Source organism: Providencia rustigianii (genome assembly GCF_900637755.1).
GTDB lineage: Bacteria > Pseudomonadota > Gammaproteobacteria > Enterobacterales > Enterobacteriaceae > Providencia > Providencia rustigianii.
Map to the genome: position 1 here is coordinate 1,691,706 of NZ_LR134396.1, position 17,654 is coordinate 1,709,359.

18 protein-coding genes and 3 tRNA genes are annotated in these 17,654 nt (G+C 39.1%); 9 read left to right on the top strand and 12 right to left on the bottom strand.

What is annotated here, in order from left to right; translation table 11 throughout:
- Positions 1–25 precede the first annotated feature (25 nt).
- The 4 genes from EL244_RS07795 to EL244_RS07810 all read right to left on the bottom strand — a co-directional run bounded on the left by EL244_RS07795 (position 26) and on the right by EL244_RS07810 (position 1,873).
- Positions 26–102 (bottom strand) — tRNA-Val (locus EL244_RS07795).
- A gap of 42 nt (positions 103–144) precedes the next feature.
- Positions 145–221, bottom strand: a tRNA-Val gene (locus tag EL244_RS07800).
- 42 nt (positions 222–263) lie between these two features.
- Positions 264–340 (bottom strand) — tRNA-Val (locus tag EL244_RS07805).
- A 159-nt stretch (positions 341–499) separates the two neighbouring features.
- On the bottom strand, positions 500–1,873 hold the full coding sequence (locus EL244_RS07810; protein ID WP_006813257.1) for an MATE family efflux transporter: 1,374 nt from the start codon (positions 1,871–1,873) through the stop codon (positions 500–502).
- Positions 1,874–2,150: 277 nt separating this feature from the next.
- Here EL244_RS07810 and EL244_RS07815 point away from each other — a divergent pair, with 277 nt between their 5' ends.
- Positions 2,151–2,816, top strand: a complete 666-nt coding sequence (locus EL244_RS07815) for a riboflavin synthase subunit alpha (RefSeq protein WP_112836635.1) — start codon at positions 2,151–2,153, stop codon at positions 2,814–2,816.
- An 85-nt stretch (positions 2,817–2,901) separates the two neighbouring features.
- Here the strand turns inward: EL244_RS07815 and EL244_RS07820 are convergent, their stop codons facing one another.
- The 3 genes from EL244_RS07820 to punC form a co-directional block, all read right to left on the bottom strand.
- Positions 2,902–3,177 (bottom strand): putative quinol monooxygenase, encoded by a 276-nt coding sequence (locus EL244_RS07820; protein ID WP_006813254.1) that lies wholly within the window; start codon positions 3,175–3,177, stop codon positions 2,902–2,904.
- Positions 3,178–3,201: 24 nt separating this feature from the next.
- Positions 3,202–3,957, bottom strand: a complete 756-nt coding sequence (locus tag EL244_RS07825) for a helix-turn-helix transcriptional regulator (RefSeq protein ID WP_112836637.1) — start codon at positions 3,955–3,957, stop codon at positions 3,202–3,204.
- Between the two features lie 150 nt (positions 3,958–4,107).
- Positions 4,108–5,334 (bottom strand): purine nucleoside transporter PunC, encoded by a 1,227-nt coding sequence (gene punC, locus EL244_RS07830; RefSeq protein WP_126459997.1) that lies wholly within the window; start codon positions 5,332–5,334, stop codon positions 4,108–4,110.
- A gap of 123 nt (positions 5,335–5,457) precedes the next feature.
- Between punC and punR the strand changes: the two genes are divergently transcribed.
- The gene (gene punR / locus EL244_RS07835; protein ID WP_006813251.1) at positions 5,458–6,363 is read left to right on the top strand and encodes a DNA-binding transcriptional activator PunR; all 906 of its coding nucleotides are present in this window, start codon (positions 5,458–5,460) and stop codon (positions 6,361–6,363) included.
- An 11-nt stretch (positions 6,364–6,374) separates the two neighbouring features.
- On the opposite strand, the gene purR is transcribed toward punR, so the two are convergent.
- Together purR and sodB are read right to left on the bottom strand one after the other, a co-directional pair.
- Positions 6,375–7,400, bottom strand: coding sequence for an HTH-type transcriptional repressor PurR (purR, locus tag EL244_RS07840; protein WP_039854157.1), 1,026 nt, complete (start codon positions 7,398–7,400; stop codon positions 6,375–6,377).
- Positions 7,401–7,841: 441 nt separating this feature from the next.
- The gene (gene sodB / locus EL244_RS07845; protein WP_126460000.1) at positions 7,842–8,420 is read right to left on the bottom strand and encodes a superoxide dismutase [Fe]; all 579 of its coding nucleotides are present in this window, start codon (positions 8,418–8,420) and stop codon (positions 7,842–7,844) included.
- Positions 8,421–8,998: 578 nt separating this feature from the next.
- On the opposite strand from sodB, the gene EL244_RS07850 reads away from it, so the two are divergent.
- Positions 8,999–9,346 carry a Grx4 family monothiol glutaredoxin gene (locus EL244_RS07850; RefSeq protein ID WP_115164248.1) on the top strand — a complete coding sequence of 116 codons (348 nt, stop codon included), beginning with the start codon at positions 8,999–9,001 and terminating at the stop codon, positions 9,344–9,346.
- A 96-nt stretch (positions 9,347–9,442) separates the two neighbouring features.
- Here the strand turns inward: EL244_RS07850 and rnt are convergent, their stop codons facing one another.
- Positions 9,443–10,087, bottom strand: a complete 645-nt coding sequence (rnt, locus tag EL244_RS07855) for a ribonuclease T (RefSeq protein WP_006813247.1) — start codon at positions 10,085–10,087, stop codon at positions 9,443–9,445.
- A 126-nt stretch (positions 10,088–10,213) separates the two neighbouring features.
- On the bottom strand, positions 10,214–10,621 hold the full coding sequence (gloA, locus tag EL244_RS07860) for a lactoylglutathione lyase (RefSeq protein ID WP_039854154.1): 408 nt from the start codon (positions 10,619–10,621) through the stop codon (positions 10,214–10,216).
- Positions 10,622–10,798: 177 nt separating this feature from the next.
- On the opposite strand from gloA, the gene EL244_RS07865 reads away from it, so the two are divergent.
- On the top strand, positions 10,799–11,038 hold the full coding sequence (locus tag EL244_RS07865) for a DUF1289 domain-containing protein (RefSeq protein WP_126460003.1): 240 nt from the start codon (positions 10,799–10,801) through the stop codon (positions 11,036–11,038).
- 549 nt (positions 11,039–11,587) lie between these two features.
- Complete coding sequence (slyA, locus tag EL244_RS07870; RefSeq protein ID WP_039854149.1) at positions 11,588–12,022, top strand: transcriptional regulator SlyA; 435 nt, start codon at positions 11,588–11,590, stop codon at positions 12,020–12,022.
- A gap of 388 nt (positions 12,023–12,410) precedes the next feature.
- Here slyA and EL244_RS07875 read toward each other — a convergent pair whose 3' ends face one another.
- Positions 12,411–12,878, bottom strand: coding sequence for an outer membrane lipoprotein (locus EL244_RS07875; RefSeq protein WP_039854148.1), 468 nt, complete (start codon positions 12,876–12,878; stop codon positions 12,411–12,413).
- Positions 12,879–13,414: 536 nt separating this feature from the next.
- Between EL244_RS07875 and anmK the strand changes: the two genes are divergently transcribed.
- The 4 genes from anmK (at position 13,415) to pdxY (ending at position 17,620) form a co-directional block, all read left to right on the top strand.
- Positions 13,415–14,551 (top strand): anhydro-N-acetylmuramic acid kinase, encoded by a 1,137-nt coding sequence (gene anmK, locus EL244_RS07880; RefSeq protein ID WP_154600568.1) that lies wholly within the window; start codon positions 13,415–13,417, stop codon positions 14,549–14,551.
- A 4-nt stretch (positions 14,552–14,555) separates the two neighbouring features.
- Entirely contained in the window at positions 14,556–15,209 is a 654-nt protein-coding gene (gene pdxH / locus EL244_RS07885) for a pyridoxamine 5'-phosphate oxidase (protein WP_126460006.1), read from the top strand.
- A 160-nt stretch (positions 15,210–15,369) separates the two neighbouring features.
- Positions 15,370–16,644: a tyrosine--tRNA ligase gene (gene tyrS / locus EL244_RS07890; protein WP_039854143.1), complete on the top strand. Its 1,275-nt coding sequence runs from the start codon at positions 15,370–15,372 to the stop codon at positions 16,642–16,644.
- Positions 16,645–16,756: 112 nt separating this feature from the next.
- On the top strand, positions 16,757–17,620 hold the full coding sequence (gene pdxY, locus EL244_RS07895; RefSeq protein WP_006813239.1) for a pyridoxal kinase PdxY: 864 nt from the start codon (positions 16,757–16,759) through the stop codon (positions 17,618–17,620).
- The last annotated feature ends 34 nt before the right edge of the window (positions 17,621–17,654 follow it).

A 17,654-nucleotide genomic window follows, 5' to 3' on the forward strand; every position in this document is an offset into this window, starting at 1 on the left:
GAAACAAGATTAAGATGAAGTTAAATGGTGCGTCCGAGTAGACTCGAACTACCGACCCCCACCATGTCAAGGTGGTGCTCTAACCAACTGAGCTACGGACGCACTGGCGATAATGACGCGTTTACAGCTAATTATCGATTTGAATGGTGCGTCCGAGTAGACTCGAACTACCGACCCCCACCATGTCAAGGTGGTGCTCTAACCAACTGAGCTACGGACGCACTGAAAATGATTACGTGTTTACAGTTAATTACTGATTTAAATGGTGCGTCCGAGTAGACTCGAACTACCGACCCCCACCATGTCAAGGTGGTGCTCTAACCAACTGAGCTACGGACGCATATCAGTAAATACTGCTCTAACAACGGGGACGAATATTAACGTTCTGCCATCAATCTGGCAAGGGGAAAATGTAATTTTGCGATAGTTTGCTCGTATTTAAAACTATCTGAGCCAAAACACATCTCACCTTGCCAATAAATGATTAAATTTACGCCAATTAGCGAGTTGACTTGAGCAATATAACGCTATCTTGTTGACGATGGATCCACAATATTCGAGTTGCCATACCAATAGCGGATGCAGTTAACCCAATAATAAAGCCAATCCAAAAGCCTTTCGGTCCCATAGGTTCAGTAATTAAGTCTGTTAAAGCCAAGATATAGCCAGATGGTAAGCCTAAAATCCAATAAGCCGTAAAGGTAATAAAGAAGATGGAACGGGTATCTTTATATCCTCGTAGCACACCAGTACCAATAACTTGCACAGAATCTGATAGCTGATAAATCGCAGCATAGAGCATTAAGCTTGATGCCAAGACAACGACTTCTGGGTTCTTGTTATACATCATCGCGATGGGTTCGCGGAAAATGGTTGTCACAATGGCGGTTAAACACGCTAATGTTAGACCTACTGCCAGCGCGGTATAAGATGAGACTTTAGCGGCTTCCGTTGATTGGCGACCTAAGTTATAACCCACACGTATAGTCGCTGCGATCCCTAAAGAAAGTGGGAACATAAACATCACAGAGCTAAAGTTTAATGCAACCTGATGCCCTGCAACAGCAACCACACCTAGTGGGGCGACTAATAGCGCAACCACGGCAAATAGGGTAACTTCAAAAAATAACGCTAAACCAATTGGGGTTCCGAGGACAATAATCCGCTTTAAAATATTTGGATTTGGTGATGAAAATGTCTGTGTTGGACGGATATCGCGTTGATTATGCGCTCTTTTCACATACCATCTCATCATTATGCACATTGCCCAATAGACGGTAGCTGTAGCAACACCACAGCCTACACCACCCAATGCAGGGGCACCAAAATGGCCATAGATAAAAATATAGTTAACAGGAATATTGACCATCAACCCCAAGAAACCAATGACCATTCCCGGTTTAGTTTTAGACAATCCTTCACATTGGCTACGATAAACCTGATAGAAAAGATAACCGGGAGCGCCCCACATAATCGCGTGAAGAAAGCGTACCGATTTTTCTGCTAATTCTGCATCAATATGCTGCATATTACCGATGATCAGCTTGCTATTATAAAGTAATAGCATGATTCCGATGCTTAAAATAAATGCGAGCCAAAGACCTTGTTGAACTTGGTCTCCAATTAAATTTCTGCGACCAGAACCATTCATTTGAGCAATGATTGGAGTTAAGGCCATTAAGATCCCTTGCCCAAGCAATATTGCAGGCAACCAAATAGAAAAACCAACCGCTACAGCAGACATCTCTATTTCACTAACACTTCCTGCCATAATTGTGTCCACAAAACCCATTGCGGTTTGTGAAAATTGGGCAAAAAAGATAGGAATTCCGAGAGCTAATAAGCTACGCGCTTCTGTAATGTATTTCTGCACGCATACACCTTTACAATAAAATGAATGATGAAACAAAAAGGAGGAATAAAACTTATGTTTGACTAAAAATCAGATAGTTAATGCTAACCTCTTATTCTATCTCTTTTAGGTAATCAATCCAATAAAGTTCTTGCCAAGAAGAATAAAACAGTACATTCGTGTACAGATTGTTTAATTGTTTTGTATATACAGCATAAATAGTACCACTCAAATAAGATAGATCTCTGAAAATTCTTAGGTAAACTGAGTCCATAAATCCACTGCACTGAGAGTTATTATGTTTACAGGCATTGTTCAGGGTACCGCCCCAATTATTGAAGTCACAGAAAGAGCAAACTTTCGCACTCATGTTATGAAATTCACGCCTGAATTATTAGTCGGTTTAGAAACAGGCGCTTCGGTGGCTCATAACGGTTGTTGTTTAACTGTCACTAAAATTGAGGGTGAAAAAGTTAGCTTTGATTTAATCAAAGAAACGTTACGCCTAACCAATTTAGGGGAGTTAAAGGAAGGGGATGTTGTTAATATTGAACGCGCTGCTAAATATGGTGATGAAATAGGTGGGCATGTTGTTTCTGGGCATATTGTCACCACCGCAGAAATCAGTAAGATTTTCACCTCTGAAGATAACCATCAAATTTGGCTATCTATCTATGATAAGTCCCTCATGAAATATATTTTGCACAAAGGCTTTGTGGCAATCGATGGGATTAGTTTAACGGTAGGTGACGTGATTAATAACCGTTTTTGTGTTCATTTGATCCCTGAGACATTGGCAAGAACAACATTAGGTAAAAAGCGTTTGGGTGATAAAGTCAATATTGAGATTGACCCACAAACTCAGGCGATCGTTGATACGGTAGAGCGTGTATTACATCAAAAAGAACAAGATAAATTGTTGCAGCAAGAACAAACACAGGAACTATCGGCTCAACAGGAATAGCAATTTAGGATTTCAGTCATTGGTGAGGCTATAGCTTAAGTTTAAGCCATAGCCTATAAAATCATCAATCATTGAAAGTTGTGAGCTATAATTTCTCACTGAAATTAACAGAAAATATTGCGTTGTCGCGTTCAATTGCATCGACGAGTCGTTTAAAGTGAACGCTGTTTTGGTACATTTCTAAGTCTTGCCGGCTTTCCCACTCTTCAAAAACAATATAGCCATTTTCTTTTGCCATAAGGTCATATTGCAAACATCCTTTTTCCCGACGGCTATGCTTCGCTATATCCCGAACGATCTTTTTAGTCAGATACCCATCTGTTTTTTCTGTAGTAATTTGGGCATATACAACAATACTCATACCGTTCTCCTTTTGTATTAAGAACTATCTTAATGGAGACTTTGTTTTTGTATTGTAAAAAAGCGAATAGTTTGATTTCAAAAACGCCGTCGGCGTCATAGTAAAGTATCGTTTAAAATCGCGATAAAAGTGGGATTGATCATAATAGCCTGTTTCAAACCAGCGATAAGTATCTTGTTCTTTTACCATGGTTTTTAATACATGCTCAAGACGGCAATTGATCTGGTAACGTTTTGGCGTGATACCAAATTCTTTTAGAAACTCTTTTTGTATCAAACGAGCACTATAGCCAGTGTCATTTGCTATTTCCGTTATTTTTTTCTCTGGATTACGGTATAGCGTATTGAGAACCTGATCAATAAAGTGAGTTTTCTTTGTAGCTTTATTTGCGTAGAAATAATCGTGTAATTCTTTAAAGGAAGAGTTAGCCAATGATTTAAACCAATTATCGTTCCAAATATGGCTCAGTGGCATAGGAGTATCTGTAAAGTTTAAGGTTCGCAGAGGAAGTAAAAAGCGCAATGCATCATGGCGAATACGTAAGACCATAACCGTGGCATTGTTAGGAATTGCAGTAAAAATATTAATTCTTGGAATGATGAGTTGATATGGATTTATAGATGTATGGGCATCAGTGGACATGCTGATATTGGTCGAAGAAATCCATATTTCCGCACCAGTGCCTGGAAATATTTTAATAGGAGATGTGAACTTCTTGATGATTAAAATTGAGCTTACAAACTCTTTTAATTCATCCGGTGGATAATACTGTTTTAGCATGGTTCTCAAAAATTCATCATTGAATGATTTTATGATAGCCTGTTTTGAATATAAAATTAACCCTATAAATTATTCGTAACTAATTGAAGATAAAAAAGCCACATCGCTTATTGAAGTGTGATGTGGCTAAGTCGTGGCTAGTTGAAATAATTAGGAATTATGCTGGTACTCAGCACGCTTTACCTCATTATTCGACTTTACGGCACAACGTTGCATCCAATAACCAAGAATCATCGGAATAATAGTAAACGCCATAACGCCAGTTGTTGCGAGTAATGGGTTGAAAGCAAGAGCAGAGACAAGCAAGCTAGCTAAGAAGCACAAACCGAGTTGCAATGCATTCTGTAAGGCGGCAGCTTTGCCACTGGCTGTTGGGAATGCATTCAGTGCTTTCGAAACTGCAATGGGATAGGATGCTCCATTCATCGCTGCCATAAAGCAGAATGGAATTAGAATTAAGGTTAATGTTGGTTGGCTATACAGTGCCATGATAAACAGTACGGACATACTAATAGCATAACCAATTAATAATAACGGGAATAACAGCTCAGCTCGCACTTTTATCAAAACAAAGCGGCAACCGTATCCACCGACAATAAATGCCAGAGTTTGCGGGATGTAGCTTAAGCCGATATCAGCAGGGTTAAAGCCCATATCACGTAAGATAAATGGTGAGCCAGTTAACCATGCAAAAAAACCTGCGCTACAAGAAGCATAAATCAGCACGTTTCCACTAAAGATACGGGAACTCATTAATTTTGAAAAAGAAATTTTATCTGATGAAGATTTTTCTTCTAAAACTGTTTTTGGCGTGATTTTCTTTAAAAATAAAGTCGGAAGAAGCAACAGAACGCCAACCATCATAAGAACAACAAAAATAAACTCCCAATCCTTATGCTCTAATACCCAAGCACCCAATAGTGGCGCTAAAGCCGGAGACAGAGCAACAAGAGGCATAATTGAAGCAAAGACTTTTTGAGTATCTGCTTCATCATAGCGATCAATAACTAATGCTTGCCAGAGTACTGCAGCCGAACATACACCGACAGCCTGTAAAAAGCGCAGTATTAACAATTGAGTTGCATCTGTAACCCACAACATTCCGAGGCAACTAATAATAAATAGTGATAATCCAGCGATCAGAATTGGCTTACGACCTAATTTATCTGAAAGGGGCCCCCACACTAGTTGAGCAAAAGCAAAACCAGCTAAAAAAATACTGAGTGAAGCGCTGATAGCACCTTCAGTTGTATTCAGGGATGTTTGCATAGCACCAAAGGCAGGCAGATACATATCGATGGCCAAAAAACCTAGCATGCTTAACCCTGCAAGGTAAATCAGAAAACCGGAAGAGTTTTTTGTCGCAGTATTGGTCATAGTATTTTACTTAATTAATATTTGAAATAATGTTAACGATTATCTTATTGTATAGGCTGTTTTTTTACATTGTGAAACGGTAATATTTGGACTCTGTTATCAAATATTTTGAAAGGAACGCGTATGTGGTCAGCGCATGCACTTGAAGTAATTGATGCTGTTGCTCGAACGGGAAGTTTTAGCGGTGCCGCCGAAGAGCTGCATCGTGTGCCTTCTGCAATCAGTTATACTGTAAAGCAAATTGAGGAGTGGCTTGCTGTACCTCTATTTGAACGACGCCATCGTGATGTTGTGCTCACTGAAGCGGGTGTTATCTTTATCAAGGAAGGACGATCAGTTATCAAAAAAATGACTGATACCCGCCATATGTGTCAGCAAGTGGCAAATGGCTGGCGTGGGCAATTCAGTATTGCTGTGGATTGTATTGTTAAACCACAGCGAACAGAGCAATTGATCTTGGATTTTTATCGACATTTTCCTGACATCGAATTATTTATTCACCCTGAGGTTTTTAATGGGGTATGGGATGCCTTAGCTGATGGGCGTGTGGATGTGGCTATCGGTGCTACACGCGCGTCTCCAATTGGTGAGCGTTACAGTTTTCGTGATATGGGATTTATGTCTTGGCGCTGTGTTGCTAGTCCTGATCATCCCTTAGCTCAAATTGAAAACAAGCTTTCTGATGACCAAATGCGTCAATATCCTAGCTTATGTTTAGAGGATACATCACGTAGTTTACCTAAAAGAGATACATGGGCACTGGATAACCAGCGGCGCTTAGTGGTGCCATACTGGGAGAGTGGATTAACTTGTTTGATGAATGGTCTTTGCGTTGGAATGGTACCGGAACACCGTGCAGCACCATTATGTGAACAAGGGAAGTTGGTGGAGTTAAAGCTATCACAACCATTTCCATCGAGCCCTTGTTGTTTAACTTGGGTAGAGAATAATCCTTCTCCAGCGTTGAGTTGGTTACTGGATTATCTTGGCGATAGTGAAACCCTCAACGCTGAATGGTTATCGTCCTGAATAAGACATCCTTATCGACGATAATCAATAAATGGACCATCCGCGACAGAGCGACGCTCAACTAAGCGAGGATGAACTTCAATCGTCTGTGCATCTTCGCGTTTATTAACAATACGGTCGAGCAACATCGTAAATGCCATCTGCCCTAAACGCTCTTTAGGCTGATGGATGGTAGTCAATGCAGGGGTAAAATAACGAGCATTACGCACATTATCATAACCAATAATGGAAATATCCTGAGGGACGCGCAAGCCCATTTCATCAGCAGCGCAGATGGCTCCCATCGCCATAATATCCCCACCACAGAAGACGGCAGTAGGGCGATGCTTATTACTTAAAATTTGCATCATGGCTTTATAGCCGGATTCTGGTTCGAAATCCCCTTGAACGATCCATTCATCTCTTAGGGTAACCTTGGCTTCTTCCATGGCCTTTTTAAAGCCAGTAAGCCGCCCTATACCGGTGTTTCTTTCAAGGGAGCCAGGGATCACTCCAATGTCACGATGACCTCGATCAATTAAGTAACGCCCAGCAAGATAACCACCATGGAAAGAGTTATCAATAATACTATCTGTAAAGTCGCCTCGAGATGTACCCCAATCCATTACGACCATGGGGATATTGCGATAGTCTTCCAGCATACTGATAAGAGTGTCAGGGTATTCGGAACACATCACCAATAAGCCATCAACACGCTTTTGCGCTAACATTTGCAGATAGGCTTTTTGTTTACCTAAATTACTATGGGAGTTACATAAAATTAGGGTATAGCCTTTTTCATAGCAACTATTTTCTACCGACTCAATAACTTCAGCAAAATAGGGCGCTTCACTTGATGTTGCCAGTAAGCCAATAGACTTTGTATGGTTGACTTTTAAACTACGGGCAACCGCACTTGGTGAATAATTAAGCTCTTTGATGGCAGCCCAAACGGCTGTCTTTGTATCATCAGCGACAAAACGCGTCTTGTTGATAACATGGGAGACGGTTGTGGTGGAGACGCCAGCACGCTTCGCCACATCTTTAATCGTTGCCATGGGAAGAAAAAACTCCTGACCAGACTTGGTCTCTAAAAGAATTCTAGTTAAATAATTACCTGCATATTGATGCATTGACCCTTTACAAGCAATAATTTAGCGATTTGTTATCGATTTTGTCTGATCTAGCGCAAAAACGAAAGAAATAATTGATGTTATAACATGTGACATAAGCACTGGTTTTGCATTTTTGTGGATGTATACTAAATTAACCGTTGTATTGGCATGGTTAATATTACTTCAACTTCTTTACTTTAAATGAGAGGAACTCATGGATACAGATTTTAAATATGGATTAATGGCGGCAATGGGCTCTTTAGTTGTAATTATTCTTTTTGCCGTACATATTTTTTGATTTCTTTTTTCACCACCATTGAAGGTGAAAAACAATTAAGGGCGAGTATGATACTCGCCCTTAATCATTTTAGATCTGAACTACAATTAAGCCAGATTTTCTTCAACAAATTTCCAGTTAACCAGCGCCCAGAAGTTTTCTAAGTATTTTGGACGTGCGTTACGGTAGTCGATATAGTAAGCATGTTCCCAGATATCAACAGTCAAAATAGGTTTATCATCACCAGAAATTGGTGTTGCTGCGTTAGATGTATTAACGATAGCTAGACTACCATCAGATTTTTTAACTAACCAAGTCCAACCTGCGCCAAAATTTTTAATAGCAGCATCTGTGAATTGCTCTTTGAACTGAGCAAAAGAACCGAATGCTTTATTGATTGCTTCTGCAACTTTGCCAGTAGGTTCGCCACCTGCATTAGGGGCTAAGCAGTGCCAATAAAAAGTGTGGTTCCAAACTTGAGCGGCGTTATTGAATACACCAGCCTCAGAAGTTTTAATGATTTCTTCTAAAGACAAACCTTCAAATTTAGTCCCTTTGATTAGGTTGTTCAGGTTAACAACATAAGTATTATGGTGTTTACCGTAGTGATATTCTAAGGTCTCTGCAGAGATATGAGGTTCTAAAGCATCTTTAGCATACGGTAGAGCTGGTAATTCAAAAGACATTGCGTACTCCTTGATTGCTTTTATTCAATATTTAGGGTGTTTGCTCGTAAAATGAGCTGAAATTGTTCTTACTTCTATTATTACAGCTAAAACGTTAACGTCGTATTATGCTGTTTGATATATCATTTAATTATTATCATAGGATACAACTTTTAAGAATAAAAAGCCTATCCCATGATGCTATTAATGACTAAGTTTTTGTTGGGTATATTCAAGTTTTATCTCGGCAACCTCTCCACTTTTAGCTTTTATTGAGTATGGAAAAGCATTCAGTGTTATTAATTTGCTAATATATTAACAAACAACAACCATAATTACACTGTAAAAACAGCGCAGTAAAATAGACATTTGCAAAAGAGAACCAATGTACGCAGCTTTTCACCTTTTGAGTGAAGCAAGTAGGAGTGCTATAGTAATCACCTTACAAAACTGGCATATTGTATGAAACTATCACTGAGCTGTTTACGATGTTTTAACAGTGCCGAGAAGTCATTCCAGTTAATGATTTCGGTATATAAAGAGGCGGGTAATACTGCTAATTGACTACAAAATCAGCACCCATGCTTTAGGAATTAGAAATGACAACAATTGAAAAAATTGAGCGCCAAGTTAAAGAAAATCCAATTTTATTATATATGAAAGGCTCGCCAAAGCTGCCAAGCTGTGGCTTTTCTGCTCAAGCAGTGCAAGCTCTATCTTCTTGTGGTGAGCGTTTTGCTTACGTTGATATTTTACAGAATCCAGATATCCGTGCAGAGTTACCAAAATACGCCAATTGGCCAACATTCCCACAACTATGGGTCGATGGTGAATTAGTTGGTGGATGCGATATTATTGTTGAGATGTTCCAGCGTGGCGAGTTACAAACGCTAATTAAGGAAACTGCGGATAAATATCGTTCTGCGGATGACGCGGCCTCTGAATAATTTACTGCTGTTGTAATTTGTTAAAATTACATCAAGTAATAAAAACCGTATTAGTATTTTAAAGTCTAATACGGTTTTTTTATGTAGTTACTTACACTATTCGGATTCTGCGGGGAGGGGCCAACCACCGAGCTTCTTCCATTTATTCACGAGTTCGCAGAACAGGAGCGCAGTCCGATTGGTATCATATAATGCGCCATGAGCTTGTTTTCCATCAAAAGGAATTCCTGCGGTAACACAGGCTTTAGCCAAAATAGTTTGCCCAAAAACTAAGCCACTTAATGCGGCTGTATCGAAAGTGGCAAAAGGGTGGAAAGGATTACGTTTTAAACCAGAACGCTCTGCTGCATTCATCACAAAGCTATGGTCAAAATTAGCGTTATGGGCCACCATTATGGCGCGATTACAGTCAGTATTTTTCATCCCTTTGCGGATCGTTTTAAATATGGCATGCAAAGCATCATATTCACTGACTGCACCGCGTAATGGATTTGTTGGGTCAATGCCCGTGAATGCAAGCGCGGCAGGCTCTAGGTTAGCGCCCTCAAAAGGCTCCACATGAAAATGTAAAGTCTCATCAATAGATAACCAACCTTCATTATCCATTTTCAAAGTAATTGCCGCTATTTCTAATAGACCGTCCGTTTTAGGATTAAAGCCACCAGTTTCAACATCAATAACGACAGGGTAGTAACCTCGGAAGCGATTTACCAGTGAGTTAGGATTATTTTTTTCAGACATTTGACTTTCAGTTTACGGTTTCTGGTTGGCTTTTATTATGCCAAAGGGAATATATTTTTGTCGCTAAATACAATAGAAAATTTAGGTGGACATGAAAGCCACCTAAATTTTAAACAATTGAGTTGATTAGTGACCTAACCCTTTACTTGCACTTTTATTTTCAATTAATTCAATTTTATACCCATCAGGGTCTTCCACAAAGGCAATCACAGTAGAGCCACCTTTTACTGGACCTGCTTCTCGAGTGATTTTTCCACCAGCTTGGCGAATATCATTACAGGTCTTTGCAACATCGTCTACACCGAGTGCAATATGTCCATAAGCATTACCCATTTCGTATTCAGTAACACCCCAGTTATAAGTTAGTTCAATCACTGCACCTTCGCTTTCATCGCTATAACCCACAAAAGCAAGAGAGTATTTATATTCAGGATTTTCACTCGTACGTAATAGACGCATACCCAAAACGTCGGTATAAAAATCAATGGAACGTTGCATATCAGTCACACGTAACATGGTATGAAGTAAGCGCATAAAATTCTCCCTATAAATTTTCACATCATAATGCCGAATCGATTTATCTATTAATATAACGTGGGTATATTACTAAATACAGCGATTACAGTTTATTTTTTATTCAATTAATGGTTATATTCATTTTTGGGGAGTATATCATATATTTATGACTTTGATTGTGGGGAGGGATTAACTATGGCAGAACAACTTGAATTTTTTGAGATTCCTAGCCCTTGCCGCGGGATATGTCAAACCAATGAGCAGGGTTACTGCCGAGGTTGCTATAGGACTCGGGATGAAAGATTTGGGTGGTTACAATTGACTAATGCTCAAAAACGTCATGTGATTCGCTTATGCCGTCAACGGTTACTAAGAGCAAATAGCAAAAAAGTGATACAAGAAGAAATAATTGATCTGCAACAGTCACTTTTCTAATTTATTACGGTATGTAATTATTTTTATCTATATGCTTTAATATTAATAATTCAATCAATCGATTGTTGAAAAGATTCACATTTAATTATATTAGATTAAATTTATTTCATAAGTTATCTTTCAATTAAATTTTATTTATAAAAATTAGTGATGGTATTATTCTGAACCCCTTGTAAAAAATATAACTTTAAGAGTAACTATATTCTTTTGTTTTTAAACAATTTATTTGCCATTGCTTTTTTTATTGTTAGTCGTAATTACTATAAGGGTTAAAATAGATAGATTTGAAAGCAGAGTAAGGCTATTCTTATTAATAAGATAATTGATAGGTTATCTTATTAATAAATTGAATTGTTTTTTATAAAAACATGATTAATAATCAGGTTTGATGTCACCAAATAAGCCATTGATTATCACTATATATAGGTATTTGATAGGTAAATGGTCAATAAAATGTTGTCAATATAAAAGGAAATTAATATATAATTTAAAAAATAATATGTGTTTGGTATATTTTTTAGTCATTATAATTATATAAAGGAGGGTAAATTGGAATCTCAAATCGGAACTGAATTATCTCGTGTAGTTCGTATGTGGCGGGCATTAATTGATCATCGTTTAAAGCCGCTTAAATTAACGCAAACTCACTGGGTAACGTTGCATAATATTAGTCAGCTACCACCGGAGCAATCGCAAATTCAGTTGGCAAAAGCTATTGGTATCGAGCAGCCATCTTTGGTTAGAACCCTAGACCAACTCGAAGAAAAACGCTTAATTTCACGTCATATTTGTGCCAATGATAGGAGAGCGAAAAGAATTAAACTGACAGAGGAATCAGAGCCTTTTATCAAAACGGTCGATCAAGTGATTAATAATACGCGTACTGAAATTTTGAGTAATATTAGTCATGATGAGCTCAGTCAATTATCCCTTCTTCTGTTAAGGTTGGAGAAAAACATTCTGAGACTACAGAGTGATTCTTGAAGGTAAATGGAACTTAATCTTAATGATATGTTTTATTGTGAGTTACGATAATTATTTAAAATAAAATTATTTCTTTATCATGGTACTGTTTTCATATGTATACATATCTATTGGTTCAGTTCATTTTCATCCATGCGATTTGTAAAATGAAGATAATTTTTATTTTATTATTCACATAGTCACACTGGGAAAATATATTATTAAAATCAGATATCATAAAATTTATTGCTGTGCAGGTACACATAAAACTATATTTTTAATATTAATCTAGATGTTTAATTGATTTTATTGAAATAATTTCAAAATTAATTAATTCGAGTTCAGTTGTGTAGATTATAAAAATAATGTTCACCGACAATGAAGTCGGTGAACATATATAATCGCTAGATTAGCGAGGGGATACAGTGACAGAGTTACCGCTGTTTGCAATCATTACACGCTGACCGACGCGGAAAGCGTTAGGATCTTGTTTCTGAACGACAACAATATTTTTACCACTGTCTAAACGAATCTCTAACTGTACGCCTTGGCTTTTATTTAAAGCACCTTGAGCTTGCTGACCAGCTAAACCACCTGCAATTGCACCAGCCGCTGTTGCTAAACTTTTACCTGTACCTCCGCCAACAGTATTACCTAATAAACCACCGAGTACAGCACCACCAATAGCTCCAATGACATTAGCATCTTCGCCTGCTTGAATAGTAACAGGGCGAGCATTGAGAATTGTACCATAAGTGACAGTCTGAACCTGTTTCGCATCCTGAGCTGAAATAGTATCACCAGAAAGCGTACTGGTATTGACACAGCCTGATAACATAGCAACTGCAACAACACCTACAAAAACTTTCTTAAGCATAATGACTCCTATGAGATTTGCTGTCTGTGGCACTAACATAGCATCGTATATTTGTTTTCACCATAAGCACAACAACATCAAAAAATTGTATTAGACACCGAGGTTTAGACTACTAATTCTGAATTAAATAGTTTGTAAACACTAGGTGAAATTTCTCAAATTTATTCTAAAACCCTAATTAAAGGCATTCTTTGTCAAATACTCATAGCAAAAGTGCATTTTTTGAATATCACTTCTAGACAATTGCTAAATTAGGATTATCAATATCTATAGTTAACAGCAACCAATAACTACTATCTTTAGGTTTAGCAGATAATTATAGATTGAACCATTATAAATCAAATTAAAATTAGGGGGATAGAAAAACAATGAACTGTTGTTATTTTGTTCAATACGGTGATTTAATTTATCAATTATTTATTAAACCTGCGAAGCGGTACGAGAAACTGAATCGATCAGTTGACAAATAGCGTTATCAAAGCACAATCTTTCATGGCTTACTTCACTCAAAATGGGATCTCTGAAGGGATAATAAGATGATTAAATCGGGTCGCTACATCGGTGTTATGTCAGGAACCAGTTTAGACGGAGTTGATGTTGTCTTGGCTGCTATTAATGATAAATTTGTTGCAGAGCAGTCTAGTCTAAATGCTTCATTTCCCATTGAGTTGAAAAAAAGAATTTTAAACATCTGTCAGGGGCAAGAAACGACACTATCTGAAATTGGGCAGATTGACCGAGAACTTGGCACTTTATATGCTGACGCTATTAATCAGTTACTCGAACAAACAGGGTTGTCTCCTGAGGATATTATAGCCATAGGTTGCCACGGGCAAACGGTATGGCATGAACCCGATAGCGATACACCATTTACGATGCAAATTGGGGATAATAATCGAATTGCCGCACTGACGGGGATCACCACTGTCGGGGATTTTCGTCGTAGAGATATGGCATATGGTGGGCAAGGTGCTCCGCTTGTTCCTGCTTTTCATCTTGCTGTACTTGGGCATCCAACTGAAAAACGAATTGTGCTCAATATTGGTGGAATTGCCAACATTACAACATTATTTCCTGGTGCCCATATCAAAGGATATGATACTGGTCCAGGCAATATGCTAATGGATACTTGGGTATGGCGTAATCAACAGCAAGCTTATGACAAAGATGGCGAATGGGCTGAAAGCGGAAAGGTAAATCAAGCATTATTAAATGACATGCTTAATGACCATTATTTTAAACGAGCAGCGCCGAAAAGTACGGGGCGTGAATATTTCAATATGCAGTGGCTAGAACAGCACTTAGCACATTATCCTCTCTTGGCATCTCAAGATATTCAAGCAACTCTCTGTGAGTTAACTGCTGCATCTATCGCCGATCAAGTCACTCTATGTGGCGGTTGCGAGCGCTTAATTGTTTGTGGTGGAGGCGCTCTAAATAAATTTTTAATGTCGCGTTTAGCGGCACTACTTCCCGGTATTGAAGTCGCTGCGAGTGATAAGTTTGGGCTTAGTGGTGATGATATGGAAGCGTTGGCTTTTGCATGGTTAGCCGCCCGTACAATCGCCGGATTACCGGGAAATCTAGCTTCAGTTACAGGGGCTAATCGAGATACGGTACTTGGTGCAATTTATCCAACTAATATTGATAAAAACAACCGTTTTAAAGGATAGAAGAATGAATGAGCTCGATGAAGTAGATCTTGCCGCAGTTCGTCGTGAATACACAAAAGGCGGTTTAAGACGTAAAGATTTAACCACAGACCCAATTTCATTATTTGAACGTTGGTTAAAACAGGCTTGTGAAGCACGTTTAAGCGACCCAACTGCCATGTGCGTAGCAACGGTTGATGAAACAGGGCAACCCTATCAACGGATCGTCCTATTAAAGCATTTTGATGAGAAGGGGTTGGTGTTTTATACCAATATGGGAAGTCGCAAAGCACAACATTTAGAACATAATAATAAAATCAGTTTGCACTTTCCATGGTACCAATTAGAACGACAAGTTCATTTTACGGGAATTGCTGAGCGTTTAAGCCCAATCGAAGTTTTGAAGTACTTCCATAGTCGCCCTAAAGATAGCCAGATTGCAGCTTGGGCATCACAGCAATCATCAAGAATATCCGCCCGCGGGATACTTGAAGGGAAGTTTCTTGAATTAAAACAAAAATTCCAAAATGGTGAAGTGCCATTACCGAGTTTTTGGGGGGGCTATCGGGTCGTGTTTAACAGTGTCGAATTTTGGCAAGGTGGCGCTCATCGCTTACATGACCGCTTTTTATACCAAAGGGAAGGGGATGCTTGGGTTATTGACAGATTGGCTCCCTAATAAATAGTTTTTTAGCTGGCACTTAATTGATATGCGCTTTATGCTATAGCCGCACTTAAGAAAATTGACAAATAACACTGACGGACTTTTGAGCAGAGCCTAGCTCCGCCAGTTTTTTATACTAAAACAGATAGACAAAATTCAACCGATGGAGTCATTGATGTCTAGCAATAACCTGATTAAACAATTGCAAGAGCGGGGCCTCGTTGCCCAGGTAACGGATGAGGATGCGTTAGCAGAGAGACTGGCGCAAGGCCCTATCTCTCTCTATTGTGGCTTCGACCCTACCGCAGATAGCTTGCACTTGGGACATCTGGTTCCTTTGCTGTGTTTAAAACGATTCCAACTAGCCGGGCATAAGCCTGTGGCGTTGGTAGGTGGCGCAACGGGCCTGATTGGCGATCCGAGTTTTAAAGCTACTGAACGTAAATTGAACACCGCAGAAACCGTTCAAGAGTGGGTAGAAAAAATCCGTAACCAAGTTTCGCCATTCCTAAGCTTTGATTGTGGTGATAATAGCGCACGCCTAGCTAACAACTACGATTGGTTTGGTAAAATGGACGTTTTGACATTCTTACGTGACATTGGTAAACACTTCTCTGTGAACCAAATGATCAACCGTGAGTCTGTTAAACAGCGCTTGAATCGTGATGATGTCGGTATCTCTTTCACTGAATTTGCTTATAACTTATTACAAGGTTATGACTTTGCGAACATGAATAAAGAGATGGGAGTTGAATTACAAATTGGTGGTTCAGACCAATGGGGTAATATCACTTCTGGTATCGATTTAACTCGTCGCTTACATCAAAACCAAGTCTTCGGTTTGACTGTTCCACTGATCACGAAAGCGGATGGAACTAAATTTGGTAAGACAGAGGGTGGTGCTGTTTGGTTGGATCCAAAGAAAACCAGCCAATATAAATTCTACCAATTCTGGATCAATACAGCTGATGCGGATGTTTATCGTTTCCTCAAATTCTTTACTTTCATGGAATTAAGCGAAATTAACGCACTGGAAGAAGAAGATAAAAATAGTGGTAAAGCGCCACGAGCTCAGTATGTATTAGCAGAGCAAGTGACCAAATTGGTTCACGGTGAAGCGGGATTAGCGGCAGCAAAACGTATTACAGAGAGTTTATTCTCAGGTGCAGTTTCTGATTTAACAGAAGCTGACTTAGAGCAATTAGCTCAGGATGGTATGCCAAATATCACATTAGAAGTAGGCGCTGACCTTCAGCAAGCTTTAGTAGATTCAGAATTGGCACCTTCTCGCGGTCAAGCAAGAACTGCAATCAGCTCGAACGCAGTATCAATTAACGGTCAAAAACAAACGGAACCAATGTATGTGTTTACTGATGCGGACCGTTTGTTTGGTCGTTTTACGCTTATCCGCCGCGGTAAGAAAAATGACTGCTTAATCAACTGGAAATAGCTCTGACTAACCTTTGTCATATCAAGCCCAGAAATATTCTGGGCTATTTATAATAACAAATGGCTAATCACTGATTTCTCTTCATTCGACATAACAATTCTCTGGGTTTCCAATGAAAAGCGTATTATCAATACAATCCCATGTTGTTTTCGGCCATGCAGGAAACAGTGCCGCCGCATTTCCTATGTGCCGGATGGGCGTAGATGTGTGGCCACTTAATACAGTGCAGTTCTCTAACCATACACAATATCCTCAATGGACTGGAACCGTCTTTCCTGCTCAACATCTTACCGATATTGTAGCGGGTCTAGCCAAAATCCATAAATTAGAAATTTGTGATGCTGTTTTAAGCGGTTACATTGGCTCAGCTGAGCAGGGCAAGGATATTTTATCCATTGTGCAGAGTGTTAAGTCTGCAAATCCCAAAGCAATTTATTTTTGCGACCCTGTGATGGGGCACCCTGAAAAAGGCTGTATCGTTGCGCCCGGAGTTGCGGAGTTTTTATGCCAACAAGCACTTGCTGCGAGTGATGTTATTGCACCGAATTTATTAGAATTAGAAACGTTATCCGGTGAAAAAATTACGACTGTTGAGCAAGCGGTACAAGCTGCACGTAAACTTTGCCATCAAGGTCCAAAGACTGTATTAGTAAAACATTTAAGCCGTGCTGGCTACCGAGCAGATCGTTTCGAAATGATTTTAGTGACGGCAAAACACAGTTGGCATGTCAGTCGTCCGCTGGTGGATTTTGGCGAAAAACAACCTGTTGGCGTCGGTGATTTAACCAGTGGCCTGATGTTAGTTAATATCTTGAAAGGTGAGCCACTAGATAAAGGTTTAGAGCATGTGGCAGCTGCAGTGTATGAGGTAATGCTGAAAACCAAAGAGATGGGTGAGTATGAATTACAGTTAGTGGCCGCACAAGATAAAATGGTTAATCCAGAACATAAGTTCTGTACAACTCAGCTAGATTAATTTACGCCCTTTCTAAAGAAAACAGCGCCTGATA